The 24059-nt window shown below is 69.7% G+C and carries 19 protein-coding genes and 4 pseudogenes; 11 read left to right on the top strand and 12 right to left on the bottom strand.

What is annotated here, in order from left to right; all coding sequences use genetic code 11:
- Positions 1 to 95 precede the first annotated feature (95 nt).
- Positions 96 to 307, top strand: a pseudogene (locus tag AB0A94_RS34465) (lamin tail domain-containing protein); the annotation flags it as partial.
- 128 nt (positions 308 to 435) lie between these two features.
- On the opposite strand, the gene AB0A94_RS34460 reads toward AB0A94_RS34465, so the two are convergent.
- Both AB0A94_RS34460 and AB0A94_RS34455 read right to left on the bottom strand, forming a co-directional pair.
- The gene (locus AB0A94_RS34460) at positions 436 to 2136 is read right to left on the bottom strand and encodes a hypothetical protein (RefSeq protein WP_361750355.1); all 1701 of its coding nucleotides are present in this window, start codon (positions 2134 to 2136) and stop codon (positions 436 to 438) included.
- 243 nt (positions 2137 to 2379) lie between these two features.
- The gene (locus tag AB0A94_RS34455; RefSeq protein WP_361750361.1) at positions 2380 to 3420 is read right to left on the bottom strand and encodes a glycosyltransferase family 4 protein; all 1041 of its coding nucleotides are present in this window, start codon (positions 3418 to 3420) and stop codon (positions 2380 to 2382) included.
- A 640-nt stretch (positions 3421 to 4060) separates the two neighbouring features.
- On the opposite strand from AB0A94_RS34455, the gene AB0A94_RS34450 reads away from it, so the two are divergent.
- Both AB0A94_RS34450 and AB0A94_RS34445 read left to right on the top strand, forming a co-directional pair.
- Entirely contained in the window at positions 4061 to 5410 is a 1350-nt protein-coding gene (locus tag AB0A94_RS34450; RefSeq protein WP_361750353.1) for a hypothetical protein, read from the top strand.
- A 642-nt stretch (positions 5411 to 6052) separates the two neighbouring features.
- A complete protein-coding gene (locus tag AB0A94_RS34445; RefSeq protein ID WP_361750351.1) occupies positions 6053 to 6322 on the top strand; it encodes a hypothetical protein in 270 nt (89 codons plus the stop codon).
- A 367-nt stretch (positions 6323 to 6689) separates the two neighbouring features.
- Here the strand turns inward: AB0A94_RS34445 and AB0A94_RS34440 are convergent, their stop codons facing one another.
- Both AB0A94_RS34440 and AB0A94_RS34435 read right to left on the bottom strand, forming a co-directional pair.
- Entirely contained in the window at positions 6690 to 7529 is an 840-nt protein-coding gene (locus AB0A94_RS34440; RefSeq protein WP_361750349.1) for an IS5 family transposase, read from the bottom strand.
- A 286-nt stretch (positions 7530 to 7815) separates the two neighbouring features.
- Positions 7816 to 8451: a TetR/AcrR family transcriptional regulator gene (locus AB0A94_RS34435; protein WP_361750347.1), complete on the bottom strand. Its 636-nt coding sequence runs from the start codon at positions 8449 to 8451 to the stop codon at positions 7816 to 7818.
- Between the two features lie 107 nt (positions 8452 to 8558).
- On the opposite strand from AB0A94_RS34435, the gene AB0A94_RS34430 reads away from it, so the two are divergent.
- The 4 genes from AB0A94_RS34430 (at position 8559) to AB0A94_RS34415 (ending at position 11765) form a co-directional block, all read left to right on the top strand.
- The gene (locus AB0A94_RS34430) at positions 8559 to 9497 is read left to right on the top strand and encodes an alpha/beta hydrolase (RefSeq protein WP_361750345.1); all 939 of its coding nucleotides are present in this window, start codon (positions 8559 to 8561) and stop codon (positions 9495 to 9497) included.
- Positions 9498 to 9564: 67 nt separating this feature from the next.
- Positions 9565 to 10329: a replication-relaxation family protein gene (locus tag AB0A94_RS34425; protein ID WP_361750359.1), complete on the top strand. Its 765-nt coding sequence runs from the start codon at positions 9565 to 9567 to the stop codon at positions 10327 to 10329.
- A gap of 10 nt (positions 10330 to 10339) precedes the next feature.
- Complete coding sequence (locus tag AB0A94_RS34420; RefSeq protein WP_361750343.1) at positions 10340 to 10735, top strand: MerR family transcriptional regulator; 396 nt, start codon at positions 10340 to 10342, stop codon at positions 10733 to 10735.
- Positions 10736 to 10841: 106 nt separating this feature from the next.
- Positions 10842 to 11765, top strand: a complete 924-nt coding sequence (locus tag AB0A94_RS34415) for an NADP-dependent oxidoreductase (RefSeq protein ID WP_361750341.1) — start codon at positions 10842 to 10844, stop codon at positions 11763 to 11765.
- A gap of 60 nt (positions 11766 to 11825) precedes the next feature.
- Here AB0A94_RS34415 and AB0A94_RS34410 read toward each other — a convergent pair.
- Positions 11826 to 12911 (bottom strand): annotated as a pseudogene (locus tag AB0A94_RS34410) (integrase core domain-containing protein).
- A gap of 50 nt (positions 12912 to 12961) precedes the next feature.
- Here AB0A94_RS34410 and AB0A94_RS34405 point away from each other — a divergent pair.
- Positions 12962 to 13090 (top strand): annotated as a pseudogene (locus tag AB0A94_RS34405) (helix-turn-helix domain-containing protein); the annotation flags it as partial.
- Between the two features lie 21 nt (positions 13091 to 13111).
- Here the strand turns inward: AB0A94_RS34405 and AB0A94_RS34400 are convergent.
- The 3 genes from AB0A94_RS34400 to AB0A94_RS34390 are packed head-to-tail and all read right to left on the bottom strand — an operon-like array spanning position 13112 to position 15887.
- Positions 13112 to 13687, bottom strand: a complete 576-nt coding sequence (locus AB0A94_RS34400; protein ID WP_361750339.1) for a hypothetical protein — start codon at positions 13685 to 13687, stop codon at positions 13112 to 13114.
- The gene (locus AB0A94_RS34395) at positions 13684 to 15081 is read right to left on the bottom strand and encodes a hypothetical protein (protein WP_361750337.1); all 1398 of its coding nucleotides are present in this window, start codon (positions 15079 to 15081) and stop codon (positions 13684 to 13686) included. Before AB0A94_RS34395 ends, AB0A94_RS34400 begins: the two co-directional genes overlap by 4 nt.
- The gene (locus AB0A94_RS34390) at positions 15078 to 15887 is read right to left on the bottom strand and encodes an ABC transporter ATP-binding protein (protein WP_361750336.1); all 810 of its coding nucleotides are present in this window, start codon (positions 15885 to 15887) and stop codon (positions 15078 to 15080) included. Before AB0A94_RS34390 ends, AB0A94_RS34395 begins: the two co-directional genes overlap by 4 nt.
- Before the next feature lie 441 nt (positions 15888 to 16328).
- On the opposite strand from AB0A94_RS34390, the gene AB0A94_RS34385 reads away from it, so the two are divergent.
- Positions 16329 to 16478 (top strand): hypothetical protein, encoded by a 150-nt coding sequence (locus AB0A94_RS34385; RefSeq protein WP_361750334.1) that lies wholly within the window; start codon positions 16329 to 16331, stop codon positions 16476 to 16478.
- Between the two features lie 572 nt (positions 16479 to 17050).
- Here AB0A94_RS34385 and AB0A94_RS34380 read toward each other — a convergent pair.
- The 3 genes and pseudogenes from AB0A94_RS34380 to AB0A94_RS34370 all read right to left on the bottom strand — a co-directional run.
- Positions 17051 to 17620, bottom strand: a pseudogene (locus AB0A94_RS34380) (helix-turn-helix domain-containing protein); the annotation flags it as partial.
- A gap of 89 nt (positions 17621 to 17709) precedes the next feature.
- A complete protein-coding gene (locus AB0A94_RS34375; protein WP_361750332.1) occupies positions 17710 to 20949 on the bottom strand; it encodes a S8 family serine peptidase in 3240 nt (1079 codons plus the stop codon).
- Between the two features lie 986 nt (positions 20950 to 21935).
- A complete protein-coding gene (locus AB0A94_RS34370) occupies positions 21936 to 22220 on the bottom strand; it encodes a transposase (RefSeq protein ID WP_361750330.1) in 285 nt (94 codons plus the stop codon).
- A 207-nt stretch (positions 22221 to 22427) separates the two neighbouring features.
- Here AB0A94_RS34370 and AB0A94_RS34365 point away from each other — a divergent pair, with 207 nt between their 5' ends.
- The gene (locus AB0A94_RS34365) at positions 22428 to 22922 is read left to right on the top strand and encodes a hypothetical protein (protein ID WP_361750328.1); all 495 of its coding nucleotides are present in this window, start codon (positions 22428 to 22430) and stop codon (positions 22920 to 22922) included.
- Between the two features lie 34 nt (positions 22923 to 22956).
- On the top strand, positions 22957 to 23181 hold the full coding sequence (locus AB0A94_RS34360) for an NAD-dependent epimerase/dehydratase family protein (RefSeq protein ID WP_361750326.1): 225 nt from the start codon (positions 22957 to 22959) through the stop codon (positions 23179 to 23181).
- A gap of 279 nt (positions 23182 to 23460) precedes the next feature.
- Here AB0A94_RS34360 and AB0A94_RS34355 read toward each other — a convergent pair whose 3' ends face one another.
- The gene (locus tag AB0A94_RS34355) at positions 23461 to 23862 is read right to left on the bottom strand and encodes a hypothetical protein (RefSeq protein ID WP_361750324.1); all 402 of its coding nucleotides are present in this window, start codon (positions 23860 to 23862) and stop codon (positions 23461 to 23463) included.
- Positions 23863 to 24059 lie beyond the last annotated feature (197 nt).

Raw genomic sequence — 24059 nt, 5'->3', positions numbered from 1 at the left:
CTCACGCCAGCTGAGTACGAACAGCAATTGATCACGTCACGTAGGCTGTCACTCGTCGCGTGAAACCCGGTGTCCACCCCCGGGGATCAACCTCAGGCCACCGCTACACCTTCCATGACTACCGCCTCGCCGGACGCTCCACCGTCCGCGTCCACACCGGTCAGGGCCGCGACACCCGCTCCGACGTCTGCCAGGACCGCCGCAACTACGTCTGGGACAACCGCTCCGACACCGCCCCCTCCGCAACGACCACGGCCGCTTCATCGACGACGAGTCCTGGGGCCACCGCCGCAGCGGCCGCCACTGACACCCACTGGCCGTGCCGGTGGACCCCACCGGCACGGCCACCGCATCGTGCGGCACGCCTTCCCTCGACCGCGGGGGAAGGCGTGCCGCCCGGCTGTGTTCAGGTGCCGAGGCCGGACTTTTGGGGAGTCAGATGACGTCGATGGGGGTGGAGGGTGAGGGGTGCTCGCCGACGGTGAAGGCCACGCCGGTCGGGCCGGTAGGAGTGGCGTCGGAGGCACTGACACAAACCCACATCACTGATCGGGAACCCGGGTTGGGGATGGCGAGGTCAACGTCGGTGAACGTCAGTTCCTGGCCGTCGTCGGAGATGCTCCCCCGATAGACGACCGGGTCTCCCGCGCCGGTCCACACCGTGAGCTGATGGTCGGGGCTGGACTGGGTGCCGAACCGCATGGCCGCGTCGGCGGGCAGAGTCGCGGTGACCGTCTGCAGGGGGATGGTCTGCGAGCCGTTGTTACGGACTTGCACCCCCGGATACACCGGCGTCCCTGCCCGCTCCGCTTGTACGCGGCCTTCCCCCGGGCTGACCGTGAACGCCGGAGTGACCACGACCGTGGTCGAGCGGCAGGCCCTGCCGCCAACGCTGAAGGCCAGGCTGGAGGCACCCAGCGGCGCGTCGTGGCCCGCCCCGACACCGACCCACATCACCGTGGTGCCCGGCAGCTGCAGGTCGACGTTCGAGAAGGTCAGCGAGGTGCCGTCTGCGGACAGGCTCCCGGGGTAGCGGGTGATCCCCCCTGCGGCGTTCTGCACAGTCAGTTGATAGTCGGCGAGTGTGGAGGTACCGAACAGAAGGCCGCGGCCCTCGGGCAGTGTCACCGTCACCGAGACGGGGTTGAAGGCCGTGTCCCCCGCCACCCGGACTCCGGGGTAGCCAGCCGCTCCTCCTTGCCGTACCTGTACGTCCGGCGGGCCGCCCGGCGTCACGGTGAACTCCGACCATTGCAAGACCACCTGGCCACGGTTTCCGGCGTCCCCGACCGGCGACTGGTACAGGGGGTCGTCCTTGCCTCCGGCCCGGGTCCCGTTCCCGGGCACAGTCCGGCCCTCGGTTACGCCAGGACCGCCGACGAAACTACTGCCGCCCCCACCACCACTGGCAAAATTGCCGCCGCCACCGACGAACAGGCCGCCGCCACCACCCGCGTAGCCGGCACCGCCACCGGAACCGCCGCTGTAGCCGGCGCCGCCGCCTCCGCCCATCCCGGGGATCGGGATTCGGCCCCCGGGGGTTCCCTTGACGTGGGCGCCGCCGTTCTCACCGGTGTTGCCGCCACGGCCTCCGTAGCTGCTGTTGCTGGAGACGGCGCCGCCGGCGCCGCCAGTGGACCCCGACGCTCCGCGTGCCGGGGTTCCGGTCCATCCGCCGGAGGTGTAGGTCCGTGCGTCGGAGCCGCTGGTGCCGCCGCCAGCGCCGCCGCGTGCGTCCATGTTGCTGGTGCCGCCTCCTCCGCCGCCGGCGATCAGCAGGGTCTTGCCCAGCCGCTGGCTGTACAGGCCGCTCATTCCGCCGCCGCCGTCCGGGCCGCCGCCCAGGTCGACGACGATCCGCAGGGTTTCCCCCGGCACCACGGCGATGCGCCCGGTGGCAAAGCCGCCCCCGCCTCCTGTGTTGGTTCGGCCTCCGCCACCGCCCCAGCAGCGGGCGTCGATGGTGGTGACGCCCGGGGGGACGGTGAAGTCCTGGACGCTGCCGGTGTAGGCGAAGCGCTGACTGTGGGTGTACGGGCCGACGGGAGCGCTGTCGGCCGGCTCGATCGCCGAGCGCGGCTCGATCACGCTGACGGGTTCGGTGACGGTGTCCTCGGTGATCGTGTTCTGGGTCATGGAGCGTGTCTCTTTCCTTGGTTGCTGGCAGGGACCGGTCGTATGCCGCAGGCAGCTGCGCGGATGGCCCCGCCCTGGTCTGGTCTGGCGGGGTTGCCACAGGAGGTGGTGGCGGTCGTGGGGCAGCCGCCGCGGTGACGGTGCGCCTCGGCCACGGGGCCCGTCGGGCAGCCGCATAGGTCTCACTGCGGTGACGAGCCCGGGCCGGGTGGATCGGGCGGTGACGGGGTCGGGGCGGGCTCGTCACTGGCGCCATATGCGGCTGACGGCGCGCCGGCGGGTGCTGGTGCGGGGGCTGGTGTCCCACAGGGTTTCGACGGCGTCGCACCACTGGTCGAGGTCGGGAGCGGCGCTGAGTTCGAGGGAGCGGGCCTTGGCACGCAGGGAGGCCTGCCTCCAGGTGGCCGGGTCCTGCAGAGCGGTGAGGGCGTGGATCCAGGCGTTGAGGTCGTCGCGGTAGGCGAAGATGCCGGCGTCGCCGAGGGACTCGACGAGGCCGGGGGTGGGGTGGGCGATGACGGGGATGCCGGAGGCGAATGCTTCGATGGCGACGCGTCCCCAGGACTCGTACAGGCTGGGCATGAGCATCACGCGGGAGCGGCAGTAGACGTGGTCGCGCATCTGCTGGCCCGGCACCCCGTTGACGACTTCGCAGTTGGGCAGGCGTGGTGGGGGCATGATCTGCTGGCCGTAGGCGCCGCGGACGCCGAGAAAGTTCCACTCGGGAGTCCAGGCGGCGATCTGCCAGAACAGTTCGCCGCCCTTGTCGGCGTTGAGGTTGACCAGGGTCGCGGCCTCGCCGGGCTCGGTGCGGTACTCGTCGGCGAGGACCGGGGGGCGCACGACGATGCTGGTGCGGGGCAGGAACTCGCGCGGGTAGCGGGCGTAGAAGATCTCGCCGTCGCGGCGGATCCATTCGCTGTTGTAGACGACGAGGTCGGCGCCGGCGGCGTTGTGGAAGCTGGTGGCGAAGTTGTCGTGGCAGATCACGGCGAGCGGAATCCGGCGGTCTCTGGCAAGGCCCGCCAGGACCGGCACGTTCTCGAAGTGGGACAGCAGGACGTCCGCCTCGGCGGCCTGGGCAGCGAAGTCCAGACCGTCCTGGAAGGGAACGACGCGCACGCCGTCGATCTCGTAGCGTTTCTCGGTCTTACCAGGGTGCGACAGCCAGACAGTCACGTCGTGGCCACGTTCGGCCAGGGGGCGGAGCATCGAGTGCAGCATCCACTCCGAGCCCGCATTATGGTCCGGCGGGTAGCCGTACACCCGGGCCACCAGGGACATCCGCCGCCTGTTGGGGGCGGCGGCCAGCCGGTAGGGACGCAGTGCCGCTGGGTCCACACGCAAAAGGTTCTTCTCCGAACGGGTCGAGCCACGGTTCGCCGGCACACCCGCTATGGCGGGCTGCCCGCCCGCCCGGCCACGCCTTGCGTGCCGAGCGGCCCGATGCCCCGGCGGTCACACCGAAAGCACCAGCACCCACCTACATACCCTTCGTAATCACCTGAACGCGTAGCGTGTCTAATGGAAGTGGGCGCGCGGAAGCACTCAACACCGCAGCCGTATCGTCTGGTTGACCGCGCAAGCGCCCCGCACTCCGGAGCGCCGACAGCTCGCTGCCCCGCCGGGCGCAGCGTCCTGCACGCCGGTGCGCCGGCAGCCCGCCATCCCGTCGGAAGCAGCACTCCGCGCTCCGGCGCATCAGCCACGGGCACGTTACGCCGTCGCTTTCTTCCCATTTATTCACTCACATGGGGGAGATGGCGGTTCGTGCTGAGTGATGCGGCAAAGCTGCCGAAGAGCAGTAGTGCTGCAGGCGCCGCTTACTCGACACATGTGAGCCGGGCGCCCCGCCTTCCCCAGCACCTCTTTTCCGCCTGGCCGGTCACGGACGGGCCAGGTCCCGCACTCAAGGGAGTTTGGCATGACTACAACAATTGAGCCTGCGGTCGACGTCGAGGCTGCGGACTCGGCCGAGACGGGCATCGAGACCCTCGGATACGCGAACCGGTTCGCGGTATGGGATTCCGAGTTCCGCTACGACGGCCGCATCCGCGTTCCGGTCGGCGTGAAGATTTCCAAGGTCGAGTACGCCTACTACGGCCGGGACGACAAGGACTACATCACCGCCGTCGTCGTGCCGCGAGGCCAGATGGGCATCAACCAGGAGTACGAGGTCGCCGACCTGACGTTTTTGGAGGACTCCGACGTCATCACCTTCACGCTGCGCGGCGACCTCAACGTCGACGCGGCCCCGGAGAAGGGGCAGTACAGCCGCACCTACCAGCTCGGAGTGCGGCTCAGCCTCAACGACGGCACCACCCGCACCACCCACGTGCCCGTCGAGGTCCTGTGGCCCCACTACAACGCGGACCAGGGGTATACCGGCCGGCCGTTCGTCCGCCTGCCCTACGACACCGGCTGGGGCGGCACCCCCAACAGCCAGGCCGGGTTCGGCTACGTGTCCGACAACGGCTACGTCGCCGAGAAGCTCATCGTCGACCTGGTCAACCCCCGCCAGGACATGAAGGACGTGGCCAGCAACTACAGCGACCACGTGTACTGGCAGCTGCTGCACGAGGACGGCACGCCCTCCCACCTCACCCCCGACCCGGTCAAGCTCAACGTCAAGGGCCACCAGGGCGGCGGCACCGGCGACAAGAAGATCCTCGAGGCCCTCAACCTGCGGGACGCGGGCGACAAGCCCGGGTACTACCGCTTCCTGGTCTGGCCCCAGTCCGTCGACACCGCCAGCGGCAAGACCAGCATCCTCAGCTGGGACCGCACCAAACTGGAAGACGCTTTCCAAATCGGAAGCATCTACTACCGCTACACTGCCACCGGCTCCACCGGTGCCCGCTTCGACGTCGCCCCCGGCGGACCGCCCGACGTGAAGCTGTCCTCCGACGGCCCCGTCGGCTACCCCGGCGTGCGGCTGACGACCGACGACGGCCCCGTCCCCGTGCACAACGTCCAGGTCAGCCTGCCTCCGGGCATGGGCCTGGCATTCGTCGCAGAGGGCAACCCCGGCTACATGCTGACCGTGCTCGACGGCGACGGAGCAGCCAAGCACTACCCCGGGCAGCTCTCCGCCGACGGCCAGACGCTCACCTTCCCCAAGGTCAACCTGGCCCTCGCCGGCAAGACCTCCCAGTCCATCGCGTTCGTGGCGGTCAGGGCCACCGACCCCAACGCCACCGGCCGCACCTCCCTGACCTTCCAGGTCGGCGCCGAAAGCAGCCAGAGCACCCCCATCGAAGTCGGTGCACACTGACGGGTACATGCTCGCCGCCCCGGCTCCCAGCCAGGCCGGGGCGGCACTCCGGGCACGCACCAGGCACACCGAACGCGCGGGGTATCACGCCCCGGCCCAGCGCCACCCCGTGGCTTGGTGGCGGGGCTTGATCCTTGTACGGCTCACACTGACCCATGCCCTGAGGACCTGCAAACAGCGAAGTGGCCCGATCCTGGAGTCGGGCCACTTCTCTGCTGTGGAGGCTTCGCATCAAGATGAGTCTGCAGTCTGCCGACGGATGCGGCCTATAGGTCGCATCCTGGGTCCCGCCCTAGGTCACGCCCCGAATCCCGCCCTAGGTCGTGTCCTAGGTCCCGGCCTGGGTCGCGCCCGACGTCGTCCCGGGGCCCAGCGAAACCCCAGCTCAGCGCCGCGATTCCGGACAGTGCGGCACGCCGACTACTTACCTGGGAGGCTCCCTGCGGGCAGTACCGGCCCGGTTCCGCCAGCTCCTGGTGCTCTGCTCGGGCCCGGCTGGCACCCGCTGTCAGGAGCACCGGCAGGCGCTCGCCGAAGCCCACCGCCTCCCACACGTGCGCGTCACGCGTGCGCCTGGGCCGGGCCGGAGCGCACAGCCGGGGCGGTGAAGAAGAACTCCGGCTGCACCGCGATGATCGGGCGATGACAGACCGCCGTCCCCTGGGCACCGGACCCGACCGTGCCAACACGTCCCGCACGCAGAACACCGCCCTGCCGCGCGTCCAGCTCGCCGCCGAACGCCTGCCCGCCGCCCGGGCCACCACCGAGCCGAAGCCCCCACGCCCACACACCGGGCGGCGCATCCTCGGGGCCGGCCCCGACGCCCAGGCGGTGACGCCCTTCTGGCGGGGCCGCCGTGAACGCGTGTCACCCGTGGGAGGTAGTGGGAGGAAGGCTCGCAACGGCTCATAGCCGCGCGCAGGCGGCGGGAAGCCTCGGCAGGGCCGACATCGAGGCGCTGCTGTCGCCAGCACCTCTAGGTCCGGCGCGATAGGCCGCTGTTCAGCGATCGACCACCCAGCGAGCGCCTGCGGGGGCATGGCGGTTGTCGCGCACGTAGTTGCAGCGGGCCTGGTCGACGGCGTTGCGGGTGTCGCGGCCCTGGGCGGCCTTCCGCGCCGCAGCGGGCGCGGACATCGAGAAGTCCCGTGCCTGCTGGGGCAGGTACGGGACGTGTGTGGAGCGCCAGGCAGGCCTTGCACCTGCATTTCCCCGCAGGAAGCGGGACGTCTTTCCTTAAAAGAGCGTTTTGTCCCGGCAGGGTTGTTTGGTTTGAGGTTCAGGTGTCGCGCCAGTTCGGGGTGGATTCTCGGGTGAGGCGTCGGCTTATGAGGTCGATCATGGCGATGTGGATCATGGCTTCGGAGCGGTGGGGGTGGGTTTCGTAGTCGCGGGCGGGGCGGCGGTGGTGCATGAGCCAGCCGAAGGTCCGCTCGACCACCCAGCGTCGCGGGATCACCTTGAAGCCTTTGGTTCCGGGTTCGCGTTGGACGACTTCCACGTCGATACCGAGGCGGGCGCCGTGTTCGATGGCTTTGGTGCGGTAGCCGGTGTCGGCCCAGGCTTTGGTCACGCGGGGGTGGGTGGCGGCGATGTGGGACATCAGGTGCATGCCGCCGACGTTGTCGGAAACGCTCGCCGCGGTGACCCAGACGGCCAGGAGCAGGCCGAGGGTGTCCACCCCGATATGGCGCTTGCGGCCTGCGATTTCCTTGCCGGCGTCGATGCCCTGGCCGGCCGTCGGCACATTGCTGGAGGTCTTCACGCTCTGCGCGTCCAGCACGCAGGCACTCGGCTCGCCGTCGCGGCCTTCGGCCTGACGGGCCAGGCGTCGCAGGAGACCGTTGAGCTGGTCGAAGACACCTTCCTTCTGCCAGGCGGCGAAGTAGCCGTAGACGGTTTCCCAGGGGGCGAAGTCGTGCGGCAGGTACCGCCAGGGGATACCGGTGCGGTCGACGTAGAGGATGGCGTCCATGATGCGGCGCAGGTCGTGCTCGGGCGGGCGGCCGATGTCGAGAGCCTTGCCCCTGCGCTCGGCCCGCCAGGCGGTGAGCGTGGGTCCGATCAGTTCCCAGCGCGCCTCGGAGAGGTCACTGGGATACGGGCGGTGTCGCGTCATGTTTCGGTAGTACCGTCGAGCAGGCCGCCTCCCCAGGGCGCAAACGAGGCCAACCGGGGGCGCGTTGGGATCAGGCAGGAACGAACGGAACGAAACGGGTCGCCGAATGACGACACGAATCCCCCGCCCCGCATCAGACACATCTACCCCAAAGGCCCCATGCCGGATCGGCCCGCGAATCAACGCCAAACAGCCCTGTCGGGACAAAACGCTCTTTGAGTGCGTGTTTCTGAACTCTGTATCAGCAGATCAAAGGGTTTCAGTGGTGAGCTGACGCCCCGATCCGCTAGCGGACGAGGTGGCTCTCGATGTGGTCGATCACCGCTGACACGGCCTGCCGGTAGGCGGTGCTCGACCGGCGAACCTGGGACAGCAGCATGCCGCCCTGGATGGCGGCCAGCAGAGCGGTGGCGAGCGCGGCAGTATCGGCGCGCTCGTTCAGCTCGCCGCGTGCCTGCATGCGTGCGAGTCCCGACCTGATGGGGCCTTCCCACCGGTCGAAGGCAGAAATGAGGCTGGTCCGCGCCGACTGATCGCTGTCGGCGAGTTCGCTGGCGAGCGAGCCGATCTCGCAGCCGCCTTCGCATCCTCTTGCGTCCTGCCGGTTCCCTGCCCTGTCACACCACTCGCGTAGGGCCTCGATGCTGTCCAGGTTGTCCAGCAGCGGACGCTGCTTGGCGAGCTGGGTGTCCGTCTGGTGGTCGATGACCGCCAGGACCAAGCCCTGCTTGTCGCCGAAGTAGTGGTAGATCTGCGACGCGCTGACCCCGGCGGCCGCCTGGATGTCCGGGATGCTCGTGCCTCCTGCGCCGCGGTGGAACATCAGTTCCGCAGCGGTCTCGATGATGCGTTCGCGGGTCTTGCGGCCGGCCTCGGTGAGCCGCTGCTCCTTCGACCCTTCGGTCTTCACTGATGTGCTCATATACCCACGCTACCCAAGTTGGAATTGACATTCCAATTATGCTCCGCCGATGATCCTGGAAAGGTCATTCCATACCGGGTGGCCGTCTCTTCAGACAGGTGAGTGCTATGCCCCTCGACCCCCAGATCGAGACCCTGCTCAAGCAAGTGGCCGCAGGGGGCGGCCCGGCGCCCGAAACCCTGACGGTGGCGGAGAACCGCGCGTTCGGGCGCGCCTTCGGCGCCCTGGCCGGCGCTCCCGTACCGGTCGCCGATGTCCGGGACACCACGGCCGCTGCCGACGGCCGCGACATACCCGTCCGTGTCTACCGGCCCCTCACCGAGCCGGACGCCGGGCCGCTGCCCGTGACGCTCTTCTTCCACGGCGGCGGGTGGGTCTTCGGCGACCTGGACACCCAGGACAACATCGCCCGCATCATGGCCAGCCGCTCCGGCACGATCGTGGTCTCCGTCGACTACCGGCTGGCACCCGAGCACCGCTTCCCGGCCGCGGTCGACGACGCCTACGCCGCGCTGACCTGGGTCGCGGACAACGCCCCGGGCTTCGGGGGCGACGGAGAGCGCATCGCCGTGTTCGGCGAGAGCGCCGGCGGCAACCTTGCCGCGGTTCTCGCACAGGAATCCCTGCGCCGCGGGGGACCTCGCATCACGCTCCAGGTGCTCGCCTACCCGGCGGTCGACCGGTTCGACGACAGCCCTTCGATGTACGAGAACATGACGGGCCCGGTCCTCTCCCGTTCCTACCTCGAGTGGTTCTGGGGCGCCTACCTCAGCACCCCGGACCAGGGCGCCGACCCGCGGGTCTCGCCGGCGCGCTCCGATGAACTGGCCGGACTTGCTCCTGCCGTCATCGCCACCGCCGAGAACGACCCCCTGCGCGACCAGGGCGACCACTACGCCCGCAAGCTGGCCGACGCCGGCGTGCCGGTCCAGCACCTCCCGGTCGGCGGAGCCGTTCACGGCTTCCTCTCGTTCACCGGCTCGGTGCAACTCTCGCGGGACGTACTGAATCAGCTCTCGGACGCCGTGTCCGCAGTCTTCAGCTGACTTGACCCGCACGGCCTCGCCAGCCGCCGATTTTCTCGCGCACGCAAGCAGGACGGCGACCACCCCTGTGCTGACCCTCGCTGTGAAGTGGCCGGTCCGGGGCTGCTCGGACCGGCCGCTTCGTCTGCAGCAACTCGTGGCCACCCAGTACGGGACGCAGATCGCCAGTGAGTGGCCCGAGCTGCGCGGCCGACGACCCCCGGGGGGCGCGGTGGACCGGACCGCGGTGGACCGGACCGCGGTGCGGCTGAAAGTCGGACACGGACTGACGGTGACCGAGACCGCGCTGGCGTTCTTGCAGGACGCCCGCCGCCGCGGTGACGTGTGCCGGCCGTTGGACTGGATCCCGGAGGTCCACCACGCCCTCGGTTGGGGCGAGGCCGTCATCCCTGACGCCCTGCTCTACTACCGGCACATCACCGACACAGACGGCGGTGGTTCGATGCTGCGGGCATTCGTCGAAGTCGACCGCGACACGATGGCCCCGAGCGCCTCGCCGCCGAACTCGGCGCCTACGCCCGCCTCCACCAGCACATACCCGCGCCCGCGCCCGGCACCACCTGGCCGTGCAGGAGGAGAGCCGGTGGCGGCGCTACCCGCTTTTCCCCGCTCGTGGCCGTCAGGACCCCGACCATGGGCCCGACCACAGCAAACCAACACCATGCGCAGACACCGCGCAGACCAGGGCTGTCGGCGTACCGAGAAAAGTGCTCAGGCGTGTACAGACGAACGTGCTCAGTCGTGGGACCGGGAGGACAACCCTGCGGCCGTGGGGGTGTCCGCGAGCGTTCATGGCTCGACGCCGGTCTGGACCTGGAGCACGCGGGCGTAGGCTCTCGGGAATGCGGATAGGCGAGTTGTCCAAGCGCACGGGCGTGAGTCCGCGCTCACTGCGGTACTACGAAGAGCAGGGCCTGCTGACCAGCTCACGCTCCGATGCGGGGCAGCGTCACTATTCCGATGCTGCGGTCCAGCGCGTGTCACTCATCCGACAGTTGTTCGACGCGGGTATGTCCAGCAGGGTGATCGCGACTGTGCTGCCGTGTGTGGACGTCCCGGGTGACCTGGGCGTCGCCGAGGAGACGTTCACGGCGATGATGCGCGAGCGCGACCGGATCGACGCCGACATCGCGCATCTGATCGAGACCCGGGATGCACTCGACGTGCTGATCAGGGCCAACAGCCGACACCGGGCGGAGCTGTCCACGGCCCCGGAACCGGTGGCGCAGTCGACCTGATGCTGTGATCTGCGTCTCAGCCGGTTGCCCCTCACATCCATGTCAGAGGTGAGGATGGCGTCAACGCCCGGAATCACCGGGTCGGTCGTACGAGAGGCGGCGGAAGATGGGGCAGGCGTGGGGTTTCGGCAGGTATGGCGGGCCCGAGGTGCAGGAGTTCTTCGATCGTCCCGACCCTGTCCCCGGTCGCGGCGAGGTACTGATCCGGGTCGACGTCGCCGGGGTGAATCCCCTCGACCACCTTCTGCGCTCGGGTCTGGTCGACGGGCTCGACGGCGGGCGTCCGTTTCCCCGCGTGCTCGGCATGGAGGCAGCCGGAACCGTTCTCGCCCGGGGCGAGGACGTCAACGGGCTCGAGGTGGGTGACGCGGTCTTCGGCTTCGCGCTCACCGGTGGCGGCACCTACGCCGAGACGACGGTGCTGTCCGCGCCGAACACCGCGCGCATCCCGGAGGGTCTGTCCGCGACCGTGGCGGCAACGCTGCCCGTAGCCGGGACGACCGCGGTGGACGTGCTCGACCAGCTCGGCCTCCCGGCCGGTGCCACGGTCCTGGTCAACGGAGTCGGGGGCGGGGTCGGCCTCGCCGTCGCCCGGCTGGCCATCGGGCGCGAGCTGCGTGTGATCGGCACCGGGAGTACCGCCAAACGCGAGCACGCCGAGGCCATCGGGGTGCGGTTCATCGACTACACCGCCGAGGACGTCGCCGCCGCGGCACGCGAGCTGGTTCCGGACGGCTTCGACGGGATCGTCGACCTGGCCGGAGGCACCTCGCTGCGGACGGTGGCTCCGCTGGCCCAGGATCCCCGCAACGTCATCGCTGTGGGTGATATGTCCGTGCCCGATCTCGGTGGGCGTTTCGTCGAGCGTCGCGTCGACCGCGAGAACCTGGAGCGGTCGGCCCGGCTGGCCCTCGACGGACTCCTCGCACCCGTGATCACCGCGGTCCATCCGCTCTCCGACGCCCCGGCCGCCCTCGCCACCGTCGAGAACGGTCACACCTCGGGCAAGGTTGTCATCAAGGTGACATGAGAAGTGCCCGGCCGTCTGACGCTGTCGACCGTGTGCCGCTCGAAAAGTCATCGTCGCCTGTCAAGCGATATAGCGGTACTCGCTGATCACGCCGCCGAGGATCCTGGTCCGCAGCACTCGGCGAGCGTCGAGGTCGTGCACTGTGACATCGGGCCGTTCCTTGGCATCAGGCGGTAGTTGCTGTCGGGCTTGGTGAGGTCGGTGGGCGTTGCAGTGCCGCCGGTAGGCGGCCAGGACCTGGCGGGCGTGGGCCTCGTTCACGATCAGCACGTGGTCGAGCATCTCGCGCCGGATGCTGCCAATGGTCCTCTCGCAGTGGGCGTTCATCCGAGGAACCCGCGGGGCACTCAAGACCACCTCCAGCTCCTCGGCCTCGAAGACCGTGTCGAACGCCGCACCGTACCTGTCATCGCGCTCACGCAGCAGCAACCGCACAGACTCCATGCCCATGCCCAGATCGGCGGCGGGATTCCGCGCCCGTTGCACGGCCCACTCCCCGGTGGGCTGGGCGGTGACTCCGGTGAGGTGCAGGCGCCTCGTGCCGTGCTCGAGGAACACCAGTGCCTACAGCCTCGTGCCGAGCGCGGTGTCGAGGTGGAGGAAGTCTGCCGCGATGATCCCCTCGGCCTGAGCGGCCAGGAACTCGCGCCAGGTTGGACCGGCACGACGCGGCGCCGGGTCGACGCCCGCGGCGTTGAGGATCTCCCGGACCGTCGGGGCAGCGATCCGATGCTCGAGTCGGGCCAACTCCCCCTGGACCCGCCTGTGCCCCAACCGCGGGTTCTCCGGGGCCAGCCGCAGAATAAGCATCTTGATCACCCCTCAGGTGGGCGGGCGTCCGGTGCGTCGGCGTGCGGTGTAATCCCACTGGGCAGCGACTAACCTGCGGTGCCAGGCGAGCAAGGTGCCTGGAGTGACCGGGAAGACCTCGCGCCAACGTCGCCGGGGTATCAGCCCGGAGAGGGCAGCGAACCAGAACCGACCGGCCGGCTCGTAGCGGACCGGGACGGCACTCCGCCGGCGCAGGACTGTGTTCTCATGCCGCAGCACGAGCAACTCGGCGCCATTCGCGGTGTCACGGCGCAGCAGCACCGACAGGACGGACAACAACCTCCGGACCACCCCGTACAGCAGAGACACGATCACGCGGACATGCCCCCCCCCAGGACCGAACTGCATCACTCCCACCTGCGCCGATGACTTTTCGAGCGGCACACGGTGTGCGCAGTGTGCTGCGTGCGCTGGATCTCCTCGCCTTGTTCGGCGGGTCCCATCGCTCGGGGACGGTACAGGAGTTGGCCGACGCGTCGGGGCTCGTGAAGACGACGGCCGACCGTCCGGACCGGCTACCGTCTCGGCCCCGCCAGAGCGTAGGCCGTGATGCCGGCGACCGTGAGGACGAGGGCCGTCCAGGTACCCGCCGCCGTGCCAGGTGGGAGCAGCATCCAGGTCGCCACCTGCATCGGCACACTCGTGGCGGGTGGGGCGAGGAACGAGAACGCGAGCCAGGCGAACGGCAGCGTCCACCCGAACTGTCCGCCCGAGAGTGTCGCGCCCAGGGCGGCCAGCCCCATCAGGCCCGCGCTGTCCCGGACGACGAACGCGGTCGTGGCCATGTCCTCGCCCACCGCTTGCACGGTCAGCAGCACCGTGGTGACGATCCCGCTGCTGAGCAGCACGTGCGCCGCCCTGCGGGGCGCCCAGCGGATCGCGGCCGTCCGGTCCAGTGCGAGGTCCTGCCCGCTGAGCCCGGTCGAGACCGCCATCGCCGCCGCGGCGAGGACGAGCACGGGGGGCCGCGGATCCCACGGCTCTCCGCTGCTGTCCCGGGCGAGTGCCCACACCGCCACCGCGCTGATCACCACCGCGGCGAGCGACGCAGGCACCTGCCGGGAGCGTGTGTACAGCATCAGCCATCTCACCGGGACGCACCGCCCTTCAGCGTGTCGAACGCGTCGCCCTTGCAGGAGAACGCGGCGGCGCGCATTGCGTTGATCCGCGCGCGCTGCCCGTCCCGCGAAAGCGCCTTGAGCTCTCTCCACACCGGGCGGGCCTTGGCGTCGGCCTCGCGGCGCAGGCTTGCCGACCCTGCGCCGGGAAGCGACTTGAGGTCCCCGAGGACCCAGCCCACCGCGACGGCCCGCGCGAACTCGTCCCCTCCGAAGCCGCTCCAGCCGACGGGGTCACAGCCTGGCACCATGCCCTTGGCGATCAGGGCCCAGGTCAGTTCCTCGCCCTCTGCGGCGGCGATGAGGTCCTCGTCGAAGTCGAAGAGTACGGTGTCCTGGGACCACTGCGGTGTGGAGCCGTCCGGCAGTACGGCGGTGTTCTCCCGGATTGAGGCCGGTGCCTGGTCGCCCAGGGTTTCGTGCAGCAGGCGCAGTGCGTCCTTACCGGGTCCCGCCAATCCGGCGAGTCGTCCCTGGTGCGTCTTCGTCACGCATACCGGGCCGTCGCACACCGGCTCCGCGGCGGCCTCGTCGACGACGTACATCCGGCGTGGGTCGGAGGGGAGGACGAGCAGGGCGATCACCGCGCCTGTCAGGAGCGGCGTCAGGGCGATCAGCCGGGTGCGCGAGGTGGTGGCGGCCAGCAGCCCGAAGCCGGTCGCGGCCAGGCCGAGCAGCCAGATCGTCTGCCCGACGTGCACGGACGCGGAGAGCGTGACCAGCACGTCCCGCACGTCCTGCACCGCCGGTGACAGCAGGGAGACCCGGTTGGGTTCCGTGATCGGGATGCCCGACGCTGTGTACGTCTCCGTCCGGCCCAACGACATGTGCATCAGGGCCGAGAACACAAAGGCGCCCATGGCCAGCGCGGGAGGGGTGAGCGCGGACGGCAGGGCGCGACCGGCCCCCATGCCCAGCGTCGCCCCCGCGGCGAGGGAGAGGGCTCCCACCAGCGCGATCGGCAGCCACCCGAGGTGTGTGTAATCGGTGTTGGCAAGCACCTGGACCGCGCCGACGAGGACGAGGAGTGCGAAGGCCGATGCCAGTGTGATCGTCGTCGTGCCGGCCATCGTGGCCGCGCGGTGCCAGGCGGGCCGCGGCGTGCTCGTCAGCAGCTCGGACATCCTCGAGCGGTGGTCGCGCAGACCCTGCAGCGCCCCGAGCCCCACGGCGAGCGGCCACAGGTAGAACAGCAGGCCGCGGGTGGTCAGGGCCAGGGACGTCCACTGGGCCGTCCACATCGTGGTGCCCCTCCACCACGCGCCGTCCACCAGGTACAGGAACGCCAGTGCGCTCGTCAGGACCAGGGCGCCGGCCCAGGGGGCGACGGAGCGCTTCAGTTCGGTGCGCAGGACGCGTGCGTTCACCAGGCGCCCCTTCCCTGCTCGGGGCCCTGGAGCAGGGCCGAGTAGCCGCGCTCCAGCGGGCTGTCGCCCACGTGCTCGGGACCGCCTGCGGCGGCCAGTTCGTCGGGGGTGCCCTGGAAGACCAGCCGGCCCTCGGCGAAGAGCACCACGTCGGTGCAGGCGGCGGCGACGTCCTCCACCAGGTGGGTGGAGACGAGCACGCAGGTGTCCGTGCCCAGCTCCTGCAGCAACTGGCGGAAGCGCAGCCGCTGCGCCGGGTCCAAACCGACCGTCGGCTCGTCCAGCAGCAGGATCGACGGGTCGTTGACGATGGCCTGGGCGATGCCGACCCGCCGCACCATGCCGCCCGACAGGGTCTTCATCCGCTCGTCGGCACGGTCCGCCAGACCCACCCGCTCCACGGCGCGTTGCACCGCTGCGGGGATCTCCGTCTTGGGTACTTCCTTCAGCCACGCCATGTACTCGACGAACTCGCGCACGGTGAACCGTTTGTAGTAGCCGAACTCCTGTGGCAGGTAGCCGATCCGGCGGCGCAGTGCACGGTGCTCACCCCTGCCGCCCACGGACTCGCCGAGCAGTTCCAGGGTGCCCTCGGCGGGGCGCAGCACGGTGGCCAGCGCCCGGATGAGGGTGGTCTTGCCCGCCCCGTTGGGGCCGAGCAGGCCGTGTACGCCGGTGCCCAGCGACAGATCGATGCCGTCGACGGCCATCCGCTTCCTGCCGGCCCTCACCTTCAGCCCTGTGGCCTGGATCTGCCAGGCGTAGGCCGTCGGCACGAGGTCGGCCGCGTTCACTGCGGCAATCATATGGAATCCTCTCCGATGTCGTTTCGGGTGGTCGACGAGGTGTCCGTCATGGCAGGCTCTCCGGTCGTCAACGGTGGGCTGTGCGTGACGACGTGTCGGGGCGTGATGGGCCGGATTCCAGGCCTGCGGTCAGGTTGCAACGGACCGGCCGGCAACGCTGATGACCTGGTCCCGGACGGCGAAGCAGATGCTCATCTCCACGCGGTGCCGGGTGGCGGTCATCAGATGGCGATGGGAGCGAAAGCAGGGCGAGACGCCGCTGAACGCGGGACAGGCAGCGTTGTGCCGCGCTGACGGAGCGGAAAGCCTTTCCTTGCTCGTTCGCGTTGCCGCGTAGGCTCGTGGCCGCTTCGGGCCCGGTTGTTCGGGGCTTGTGGAAGCGGTGCTCCACGGAGGGGACGACCCTTGCGGCGGGCGGCGCCGCAGGAGCGGAGCTTGTCCATGACGATCGTCCTGGGCACCGCCCGGGTCTTCTTCATCAGGCGGCAAAAGAGGCGACCGGCGGCCTTCGCGTCCCGTCAGGACTGGAGCGGGATGTCGAGCACGTTGCCGCCGGTATCGGGAATCCGCCTGATCACCGACCGGAACTGACTGCTCCTGCCGCCGGGCTTCTCCGGCGGCAGCACGCACGACGGCCTCAGCCCGGAACCGCTCGTGCGCGAGATCCCACTCATCCTCTTCCGCCTCGGCGCCCTCGGCCGAACACCGCTCCTATAAGGGCTTGAACAACCGGGCGGAGAACACCCACCGACCCACCCGCCAGCGTGACGCGCCGTGGAGGGCTTCCGCTCGGGCAGGCGGGGCGCAGCGGTTCCTGCCCCGCGTTCAGCGGTGTCCCACTGCGCTTCCGGCCTCGCCGCTCCTTGATGAGGGCGCACGGCTATCGGCCCGGGACGGCCATCCGCTTCGCGATCCGGAACCGGAACACCGGCACCGCCAACCGGCCCACCACGATCTGAACACGAGATCGAACCGAAAGCCCACTACCCCCGGCACACCGGCAGACACTCAGCCACCCGACAACGTGACAGCGTCGGTGGCGGGCCTGCTGAGGCCCGAGTATCACCTCGGTGGGCGCCCCATCCCACTGCGCCGGGCCGGGCTGGTGCTCTCATGGAGGCGGAAAAAGCGCGGGTCAGTGGCGGGTTGGCAGGAGCGTGGCAGATCTGCTCGGGGCTCCCGCGCAGGGTCAGGTCATGCTGGACGAAGTCCCGGAGTTCCGGGTTCTGGCCGATCTTCCCGACTTTCGGCCGAGGCCGCCGCCGGACCGCTCGCCGGTGGGCCGTATGCGGTCGGTAGGACCACTGGCCGCCGGACAGGACCGTGCGGTTGCGGTGGATCTCCCGGCTGATCGTGGACGGACTGCGCCCCAGCTCGGCGGCGATCGCGCGAACCGGTGCCTTCTCCCGGAGCCGGTCGGCTATGTGGATCCGGTCCGTCTCGCCCGGATATCGCGAAGGGCCGTCGCTCTCGGGCTCCTGGGCGGCCACCGGCTCTGGGTCATCGGTGTAGCGCCACGGCCCCGTTTCCACGAGGGGCGGTGCCGCTTTGTTCTTCCCGGACGCCTGCCGGCCGTTACGCCATCGCCTGCCTGCCCGGTCGTTGATGCCAACGACCGGACAGGCATCCAGGTGAGAAGTTCCTTGATCCACGAGCAGAAGGTACGTCTCCCGCTCGCGGCTCAACTTCTTCGGCCCCTGTGGCCGCCGATCCGCCCGACCCTCGAAGTCCATCGCATCCCCTGAGCTGGGGTGTTGCGACGACCACCAGAACTCAACTTCGCCCCGGGCCCTGTCGGTGAACGGGCCCTTCGGCCCTCGCCCTACCGGACCGTGAGGTAGGCGCGGTCGATCGTCTGGACCAGGGTGTTGCCGTCACGGTCGGTCAGCTCGGCACGCAGCGAGACGGTGCCCGGCTGCGCTGGGTGGTTCAGCGACAGGTGGGTGCCGTTGACGGCTCTGGCCGTGGTCCAGGTCCTGCCGTCGTCGTAGGACACCTCGAACTCCAGCTTCTTGGCTGTCCGAGCGGTGGCCGCGCCCTCCACGGTGAAGGGCACCTGGAACCTCTCGCCGGCCTTCGCCGTACTGGTCAGTGACAGCCCGGGAGAGAAGCGGACCACGGACAGCGGCAGCCGGGCCCAACTGTCCCCGGACACGCCGGCCGACCTGAACGTCCACTGCGCCCGCACGCGGGTGCTTACCGCGAGTAGCTCGGGGTCCCGGGAGGCGTCGACACTCAGTTCGTACCGGCCGTCCCCGGCGGGGACGGTGTACTCGGCGATGTCCAGCGGATCGCCCTCGGCGGGGATCTCTTCGCCGTCGACGCGGAGCGAACTCTCCAGCTCCGTGTAGCCGCCGCTGCTCTCATGCCCGTCACTGTCGCCGAACATGGGCAGATGCGCCTTGATCGTGTTCCCGCTCCGCGCGATCCCGGGACGCCTCCACCGCGGTTCACCCTCACCCGGGGGCAGGAGCGGACCGAAGACACCGACGTTGAACCGCGCGGCGTAGCTCTTCTTCGGCTGGTACGCCGTGAACCTTCCCAGCTGTGCGTCCCCCGACTCCCAGTGGTGTACGGAGTAGGACCACTTGACACCATTGCCGAGGACGTATTCAGAGGTCCGCAGCGGCAGTTGGCGCTGGGTGGGGGTGCTGAAGTCGGCCGCGAACTCGCCGATGGGTGTCAGGGGCATCACCGCGACCTGAGCGGTGGGCTCAGGGCCGGGCCTGCCGGCCGCGAAGTCGATCTCGGCCAGTTGCTCGCGCCGGACGTCGGCGGTGAAGCCGCCGAGCGAACCCGTACGGTTCCACGCGAGACGGTAGTTCACCGCGCGCCCGTCGGCCGGCTGACGTGTCCAGAAACCGCTGTACTGGGCGTATGCCGCGTCCTTCGGCGCCTCCGGGCCGATGTGACCGACCTTGAAGCTCTGGAAATCGGGGAAGTCGAAGACGGACGGCGTAAAGCCCAGGGGCTGCCCGTCGGAGCGGGTGTAGCCCGGGATGAGCTGGGCGTGGTGGTTCTCGGCTCCCGCGTCGGGGACGGTGATGCGCGTGGGCTTGGCCTCCCGGGCGTCCATGACGACCGTGGTGTCCTTGGTCAGCTGCAGGGCCGGGGCCAGGAAGAGGGAATCGGGGGCGGCGGACTCGCCGCCGGCGTTGAGGACCCCGGTGAGCGCATAACCGCCCTTGGGCAGGCGCACCGTGATCTCGCCGTCCGTCGCGTCTGCGAACTCCTGGTAGTAGTCGCGGTCCCGGCCATCGATCGTCGTGAAACCCTTGCCGGTCGGCTTGCCGTCGTCGTCCAGGTGCTTGATGGTCAGGTCGTACGACTCAATCTCGCGCTCCACGCCGAAGGCGGTGCGCACCCGGGTCCGGCCGTCGGCCGAGGCTGCGGTCACCGAGCCGCCGTACGAGCCGTAGGCCTCGCCGCCGACGCGCGTATCGGCGGTCACCGTGATGCTCGCCGCACCGCCCGCCGCAACGGTGAGCTGCCGCGACGACATCTCGAACATGCCCTCGGGGGCGGGCCCGCCGTCCATCCCGAGCGCCTCGATCGCCAGGTCCAGGACGACCGGCTCGGTGCCGAGATTGCGGTACGTGATCTCCTTCGTCACCGGCTCGTCATCGGTGTGAGGCCACTTCGGGCGGCCGAAGCCGATCGGCCCCTGCTCGGCGACGACGGTCTGCCCGATCGCCCGGGCCACATCGGTGCGGCCGGTGCCCTGCTGGTACGCGCTGTACGGGCCGGGCTCAGCGGAAGCGGTGAGCGCCGCCTTGATCTGCTCGCCGGTCCAGTCCGGGTGCTGCTGCGCCAGGATGGCGGCGGCGCCCGCGACATGGGGAGTGGCCATCGACGTGCCGCTCTGGGTGGCGTAACCGGGCGTCCCCGAGGGGAACACCTGCTCCATGCCGCTCGCGGTGGAGGCGGCAGCCGTGATGTCGACGCCCGGCGCGGTCAGGTCCGGCTTGACTCCTCCGTCACCGACGCGCGGGCCGCGGCTGGAGAAGTCGGCGAGCTCGTCGGCCTTGTCGACCGCGCCGACCGTCAGCGCGGACTCGGCGCTGCCGGGCGATTCGACGGTGCTCTCGCCGTCCTCGCCCGCGTTGCCCGCGGCGATGACGAACAGCGTGTCCGTCTCGGCGGAGAGACGGTTGACCGTCTCCTCCAGCGGGTCGATGCCCTGGGTGTCGGTGCCGCCCAGACTGAGGTTGACGACCTGGGCGCCCTCGGCGACCGCCCACTCCATGCCCGCGATGATGCCGGACTCCCAACCGCCGCCGCTGTCGTCCAGGACCTTGCCGTCCAGGATGCGCGCGCCCGGCGCGACGCCCTTGTACCTGCCCTGCGACCTGGCACCCGTACCGGCCACCGTCGAGGCCACATGGGTGCCGTGGCCGACTCGGTCGACGCTGTCCTCGGCGTCGGAGAAGTTCCGTTCGGCGATCTCCTGGCCCGCCAGGTCGGGGTGCGTCTGGTCGACGCCGGTGTCCAGCACGGCGACCTTGACGCCCGTGCCGTCGAACCCGGCGCCCCAGGCCGTCGGCGCGCCCGTCTGGGCCACGCTCTTGTCCAGGCCGGCCTGGCGCTTGCCGTCCAGCCAGACTTTCACCACCTTCTTCACCGCCGGTGAGCCGGACAGCCGCGCCGTGCCCTGTCCACCGTCCCCGCCGTCGGTGAAGGTGTCCCAGAACGCGGAGTGGCCGTGCTTGTCGGCCCGTAGCGCCACGCCGTTGACGCTGGTCAGCTCCTGGCCGGCCTTGGCCCGTGCGTCGCGGAAGGCGCTCGCGGGGGGTGTCTCGTCCCCGGCGTAGGTGACGATCAGCGGCAGGTCGGACCGGCTCGCGTCGTCGTACCCGTACGCGACGAGTTGCGTCACGTCGAACAGCCGCCGGTCGAGCTTTCCCTGGGCGACAGCCGGCGCCGCGTCGCCCGGTATGACGAAGCTGTGCCCGTCGACCTTCCGGACCGAGAACGACACGCCCTCCCGTCCCTTGGCCCTCTCGATCCCGGCGACAGAGCCGTCCGCGGCGATCGACACCTTGTCGCCGGTGATCAGCGTCACCGTTTTGGCGCTCTTCGCCCCCGGAACGGACAGGGCCCTCCCTGAGCCTGCCGGAGCGTCAGGGGTCAGGGCGACGGCCTGGCTCACCCCCGGCATCCCGGTCACGGTGACTACGGCGGCCATGGCGAGAGCCCCCAGCGGGGCGGCCGCACGTATTCGTCTGCCGGGAGATAAGGACATGCTCATGCCATCTCTTTCGTCGGGGGATGAAGGAACGAAGGGCTGGAGCACACAGGCCCGCCCCGCGATGACTCCGAGGTTGGACGTCACGCCGTCCCACGCAGGCCAGGACAGGCCGGCAGTGGGTCCGCCGCCGGAGGCGGACCGCCCGGGCCGCGGGACCGGGATGCCGAAGACCTCGCGTGCTGAGCGATCACGGTCGTTGAGGCTAGGTCCGCGGTGTGACCGGACCTGGCTCGGACGATAACGGAACCGCATCGGCCGATCCGAGGATGTGCTCGGGGACCGCCACTTGGCCGACGGCAGGCGACCGCGGCCACGTCAGCCGAAGATGCGCCTGCCGCGCCGACGGACGGTCTCACCGACCGCACATTCCCGTCCGTCGCGCCCACTGCACACCGTGGCGGTGGTCGACGGGAGCAGGCCCCCGCGCGCCGTGTGGTCCTGCCGTCACCGCCGCACCCGGTTGGCGACGGCCCGCAACGTGCGCGGGCCGCGTCGACCCGGCCACCGCCGTTCTCCACGCGAAAGCCGTTGGCCGCGGCCGCCACGGCCCGAACCTGATCGACGACGCTGTCCTCCAGCCTTTCGAGCAGTTCCTCACCCTGGTGGCGCAGCGCAGCGAGCAGGTCGGCGGTTGCCCGGCCATGGACCGCTTTTCCGCGATGCTCTGGCCGGCCCGACAGGCCGCCAGCACCGGGGCGGTCTTCAGCCACCGTAGAACCCGGACCTCGACAGGTTCAGCACGGTGCACAGCCGCTTCACGCCGAAGGCGTCGCGATGGTCGGCAACGAACTCGAAGCGGCTCACCAGTTCGTCTCGCCCGCAAAATACTTGGCCGCCCGGCGCAGGACGTCACGTTCCCTCTCCAGCTCGCGGACCTGCTTGCGCAAGGCGGCGATCTCCGCGTCCTTCGTGGACTGCGCGACCGCCTCGGGCCGCTCGGCATGCTCCGCGGTCCTGATCCACTGCCGCAGCGTCTCGTGGTGCACGCCCAGCTCGGCGGCAACGCGAAAGACGGGCCGGCCCGACGAACGGGCCAGCGCCACCGCATCGGCCCGGAACTCCGTCGAGTATGTATAGGCCCCCACCTGGGACTCCTCTCTCTGAACTCAAGATCCAGTGTCGAGGTGTCCACGATCAAGGTGGAAGCCTCATGTGCCACCGCGCCACCTGAGACCACCCGATCGGCAATTTTTGCCATAGCAGCAAGGAGCCTTCGCGCATTGGCACGGTTACGCGGACGCTGGTTCTCGAGCGCCCCTGACCGCATCGGGGTAGGTACGAAAGGGCAACCGATGACCAGCAGTGACATAGCCGCAGCCGCTGCGAGCCGACCCGACGAGCAGGACTCCGAGTCGTCCGCCTGCTTGGCCGCTGTGCGCCAGGTCGCCAGTCGGTTCACCGGGACATACGGCCTGACGCAGGTCGACCCCGAGTTCGGTCTGCTCTTCGCCGAGACCGTGGAGGTCTGGCACAGCTTCGATCACGAGACCGTGTCACTTCCCGGCGATGAGTTCGCGAGTGCGATGCTGCGGATGCTCCGTGCGACCGCCGACCTCATGAGAAACCACGCCGACCGCATCTGGTCTCTCCACGTCGACCACCACGGCTTCGCTCTGGCCGCCACCGCTTCGGGCGAACTGGAAAACGGCACCCCGGTGCGCATTTCACGCTGCCTCCAGGTGACGGTCCACGAGGGGCGCATCACTCGCATCTGCGAGTTCGGCGACCAGCAGCAGCGCCTGCCGCTGGAGGAAGCCCTGCGCGCCGCAGGCCGCTTCCGCAGCTGACACCCCCACCACCCTGACATCGTCAGGAGTCATCATGGACGTCTTTCTCACAGGCGCCAGCGGCTATATCGGCGGAGCCGTAGCCCGCCGTCTGACCCGCGAGGGGCACACGGTACGCGGCTTGACCCGCACGCCCGGCGTGGTCGATGCTCTCGCTGCCGCCGGGACCGCCGGCCTCGGCCCCGGCCGGCTCTCCTTCACCCGCACCATTCGCCTCGCACGCCGCCAGGTCACCACGCAGGCGGCTTTTTCCTCCTGACCGCCTGGCCACGACACTGGCCGACGGACTCCGCGAAATCACCGCCCGACTGCTGCCCCCGCGACGCAGGCGTTCCAACCCCCGCGTCGTCAAACGCAAGATGTCCAACTTCGGCGTCAAACACGACGAGCACCGCACCTGGCCCCAGCCCACTCGCAACCCGGCCGACGCAGTGACCATCGCACCGCACTGGCGCACCACCCCTGTCCTCTGACATTGGTGCTGGACCGTTTGCCATCGGGGTTGGACCGCTGGTGCCGGGCGATGAGGAGCCGGAGGCTATGCGCGGTGCCCGGTGGCGAAGCGGACGAAGCCGGCGATGCGCGGGCTGAACGTCAGCGCGCACTGCTCGCTGAGAGCCGAACGCACGCCCGCCACCACATCAGCGTCCGGCGCACCAAACACCTCGAAGCGCTCCACCTGACAGTGCTTCATCACCTCTTGGATGTACGGATCCGCCAGCTTCCAGTGGAGGCGGACCGCGTCGGAGTCCTGATAGAGCTGGAAGCTATGGGCGACCATCCGCTCCTCGTCCACGAAGGTCTCCACCATCAGCTGAGGACCGTGCTGCTCTGCGAACGCGACTGCCCTGGTGACGGCGTCGCGGAAGCCCTCCAGGTGACCTTCGGTGATGCGCATGGTGTTCCGGAAGAGGAGACTCGTCGAGTCGTGAGTAGTCATGACTCGACACTCGCCCCTCAACCTTGGTTGAGGTCAAGCGTGGATTTCTCCCAGCACCCTCCTCGACCTCGTAGGCATCGCTCAGGTCAGGCAAGGTGCCGACAGTGACGCCACCGCTGTGGCCTCTCAGCTCCCGGTCCAACTTCGCTGTCACGCACCGAGTGGCGGTCCAACTTCGGTGGCAAACAATCCAGGTT

This window comes from Streptomyces sp. NPDC044984, from assembly GCF_040646935.1.
Taxonomy (GTDB): domain Bacteria; phylum Actinomycetota; class Actinomycetes; order Streptomycetales; family Streptomycetaceae; genus Streptomyces.
This window is presented reverse-complemented; position numbering and strand designations above follow the sequence as displayed.

Excerpts from the sequence above, each read along its gene's own strand:
- AB0A94_RS34435 (WP_361750347.1), bottom strand. The coding sequence starts at position 8,451 with ATGAGCACATCAGTGAAGACCGAAGGGTCGAAGGAGCAGCGGCTCACC.
- AB0A94_RS34355 (WP_361750324.1), bottom strand. The coding sequence starts at position 23,862 with ATGACTACTCACGACTCGACGAGTCTCCTCTTCCGGAACACCATGCGC.
- AB0A94_RS34430 (WP_361750345.1), top strand. The coding sequence starts at position 8,559 with ATGCCCCTCGACCCCCAGATCGAGACCCTGCTCAAGCAAGTGGCCGCA.
- AB0A94_RS34455 (WP_361750361.1), bottom strand. The coding sequence starts at position 3,420 with ATGTCCCTGGTGGCCCGGGTGTACGGCTACCCGCCGGACCATAATGCG.
- AB0A94_RS34385 (WP_361750334.1), top strand. The coding sequence starts at position 16,329 with ATGACGATCGTCCTGGGCACCGCCCGGGTCTTCTTCATCAGGCGGCAA.
- AB0A94_RS34420 (WP_361750343.1), top strand. The coding sequence starts at position 10,340 with ATGCGGATAGGCGAGTTGTCCAAGCGCACGGGCGTGAGTCCGCGCTCA.
- AB0A94_RS34365 (WP_361750328.1), top strand. The coding sequence starts at position 22,428 with ATGACCAGCAGTGACATAGCCGCAGCCGCTGCGAGCCGACCCGACGAG.
- AB0A94_RS34440 (WP_361750349.1), bottom strand. The coding sequence starts at position 7,529 with ATGACGCGACACCGCCCGTATCCCAGTGACCTCTCCGAGGCGCGCTGG.
- AB0A94_RS34450 (WP_361750353.1), top strand. The coding sequence starts at position 4,061 with ATGACTACAACAATTGAGCCTGCGGTCGACGTCGAGGCTGCGGACTCG.
- AB0A94_RS34360 (WP_361750326.1), top strand. The coding sequence starts at position 22,957 with ATGGACGTCTTTCTCACAGGCGCCAGCGGCTATATCGGCGGAGCCGTA.
- AB0A94_RS34460 (WP_361750355.1), bottom strand. The coding sequence starts at position 2,136 with ATGACCCAGAACACGATCACCGAGGACACCGTCACCGAACCCGTCAGC.
- AB0A94_RS34445 (WP_361750351.1), top strand. The coding sequence starts at position 6,053 with ATGACAGACCGCCGTCCCCTGGGCACCGGACCCGACCGTGCCAACACG.
- AB0A94_RS34415 (WP_361750341.1), top strand. The coding sequence starts at position 10,842 with ATGGGGCAGGCGTGGGGTTTCGGCAGGTATGGCGGGCCCGAGGTGCAG.
- AB0A94_RS34390 (WP_361750336.1), bottom strand. The coding sequence starts at position 15,887 with ATGATTGCCGCAGTGAACGCGGCCGACCTCGTGCCGACGGCCTACGCC.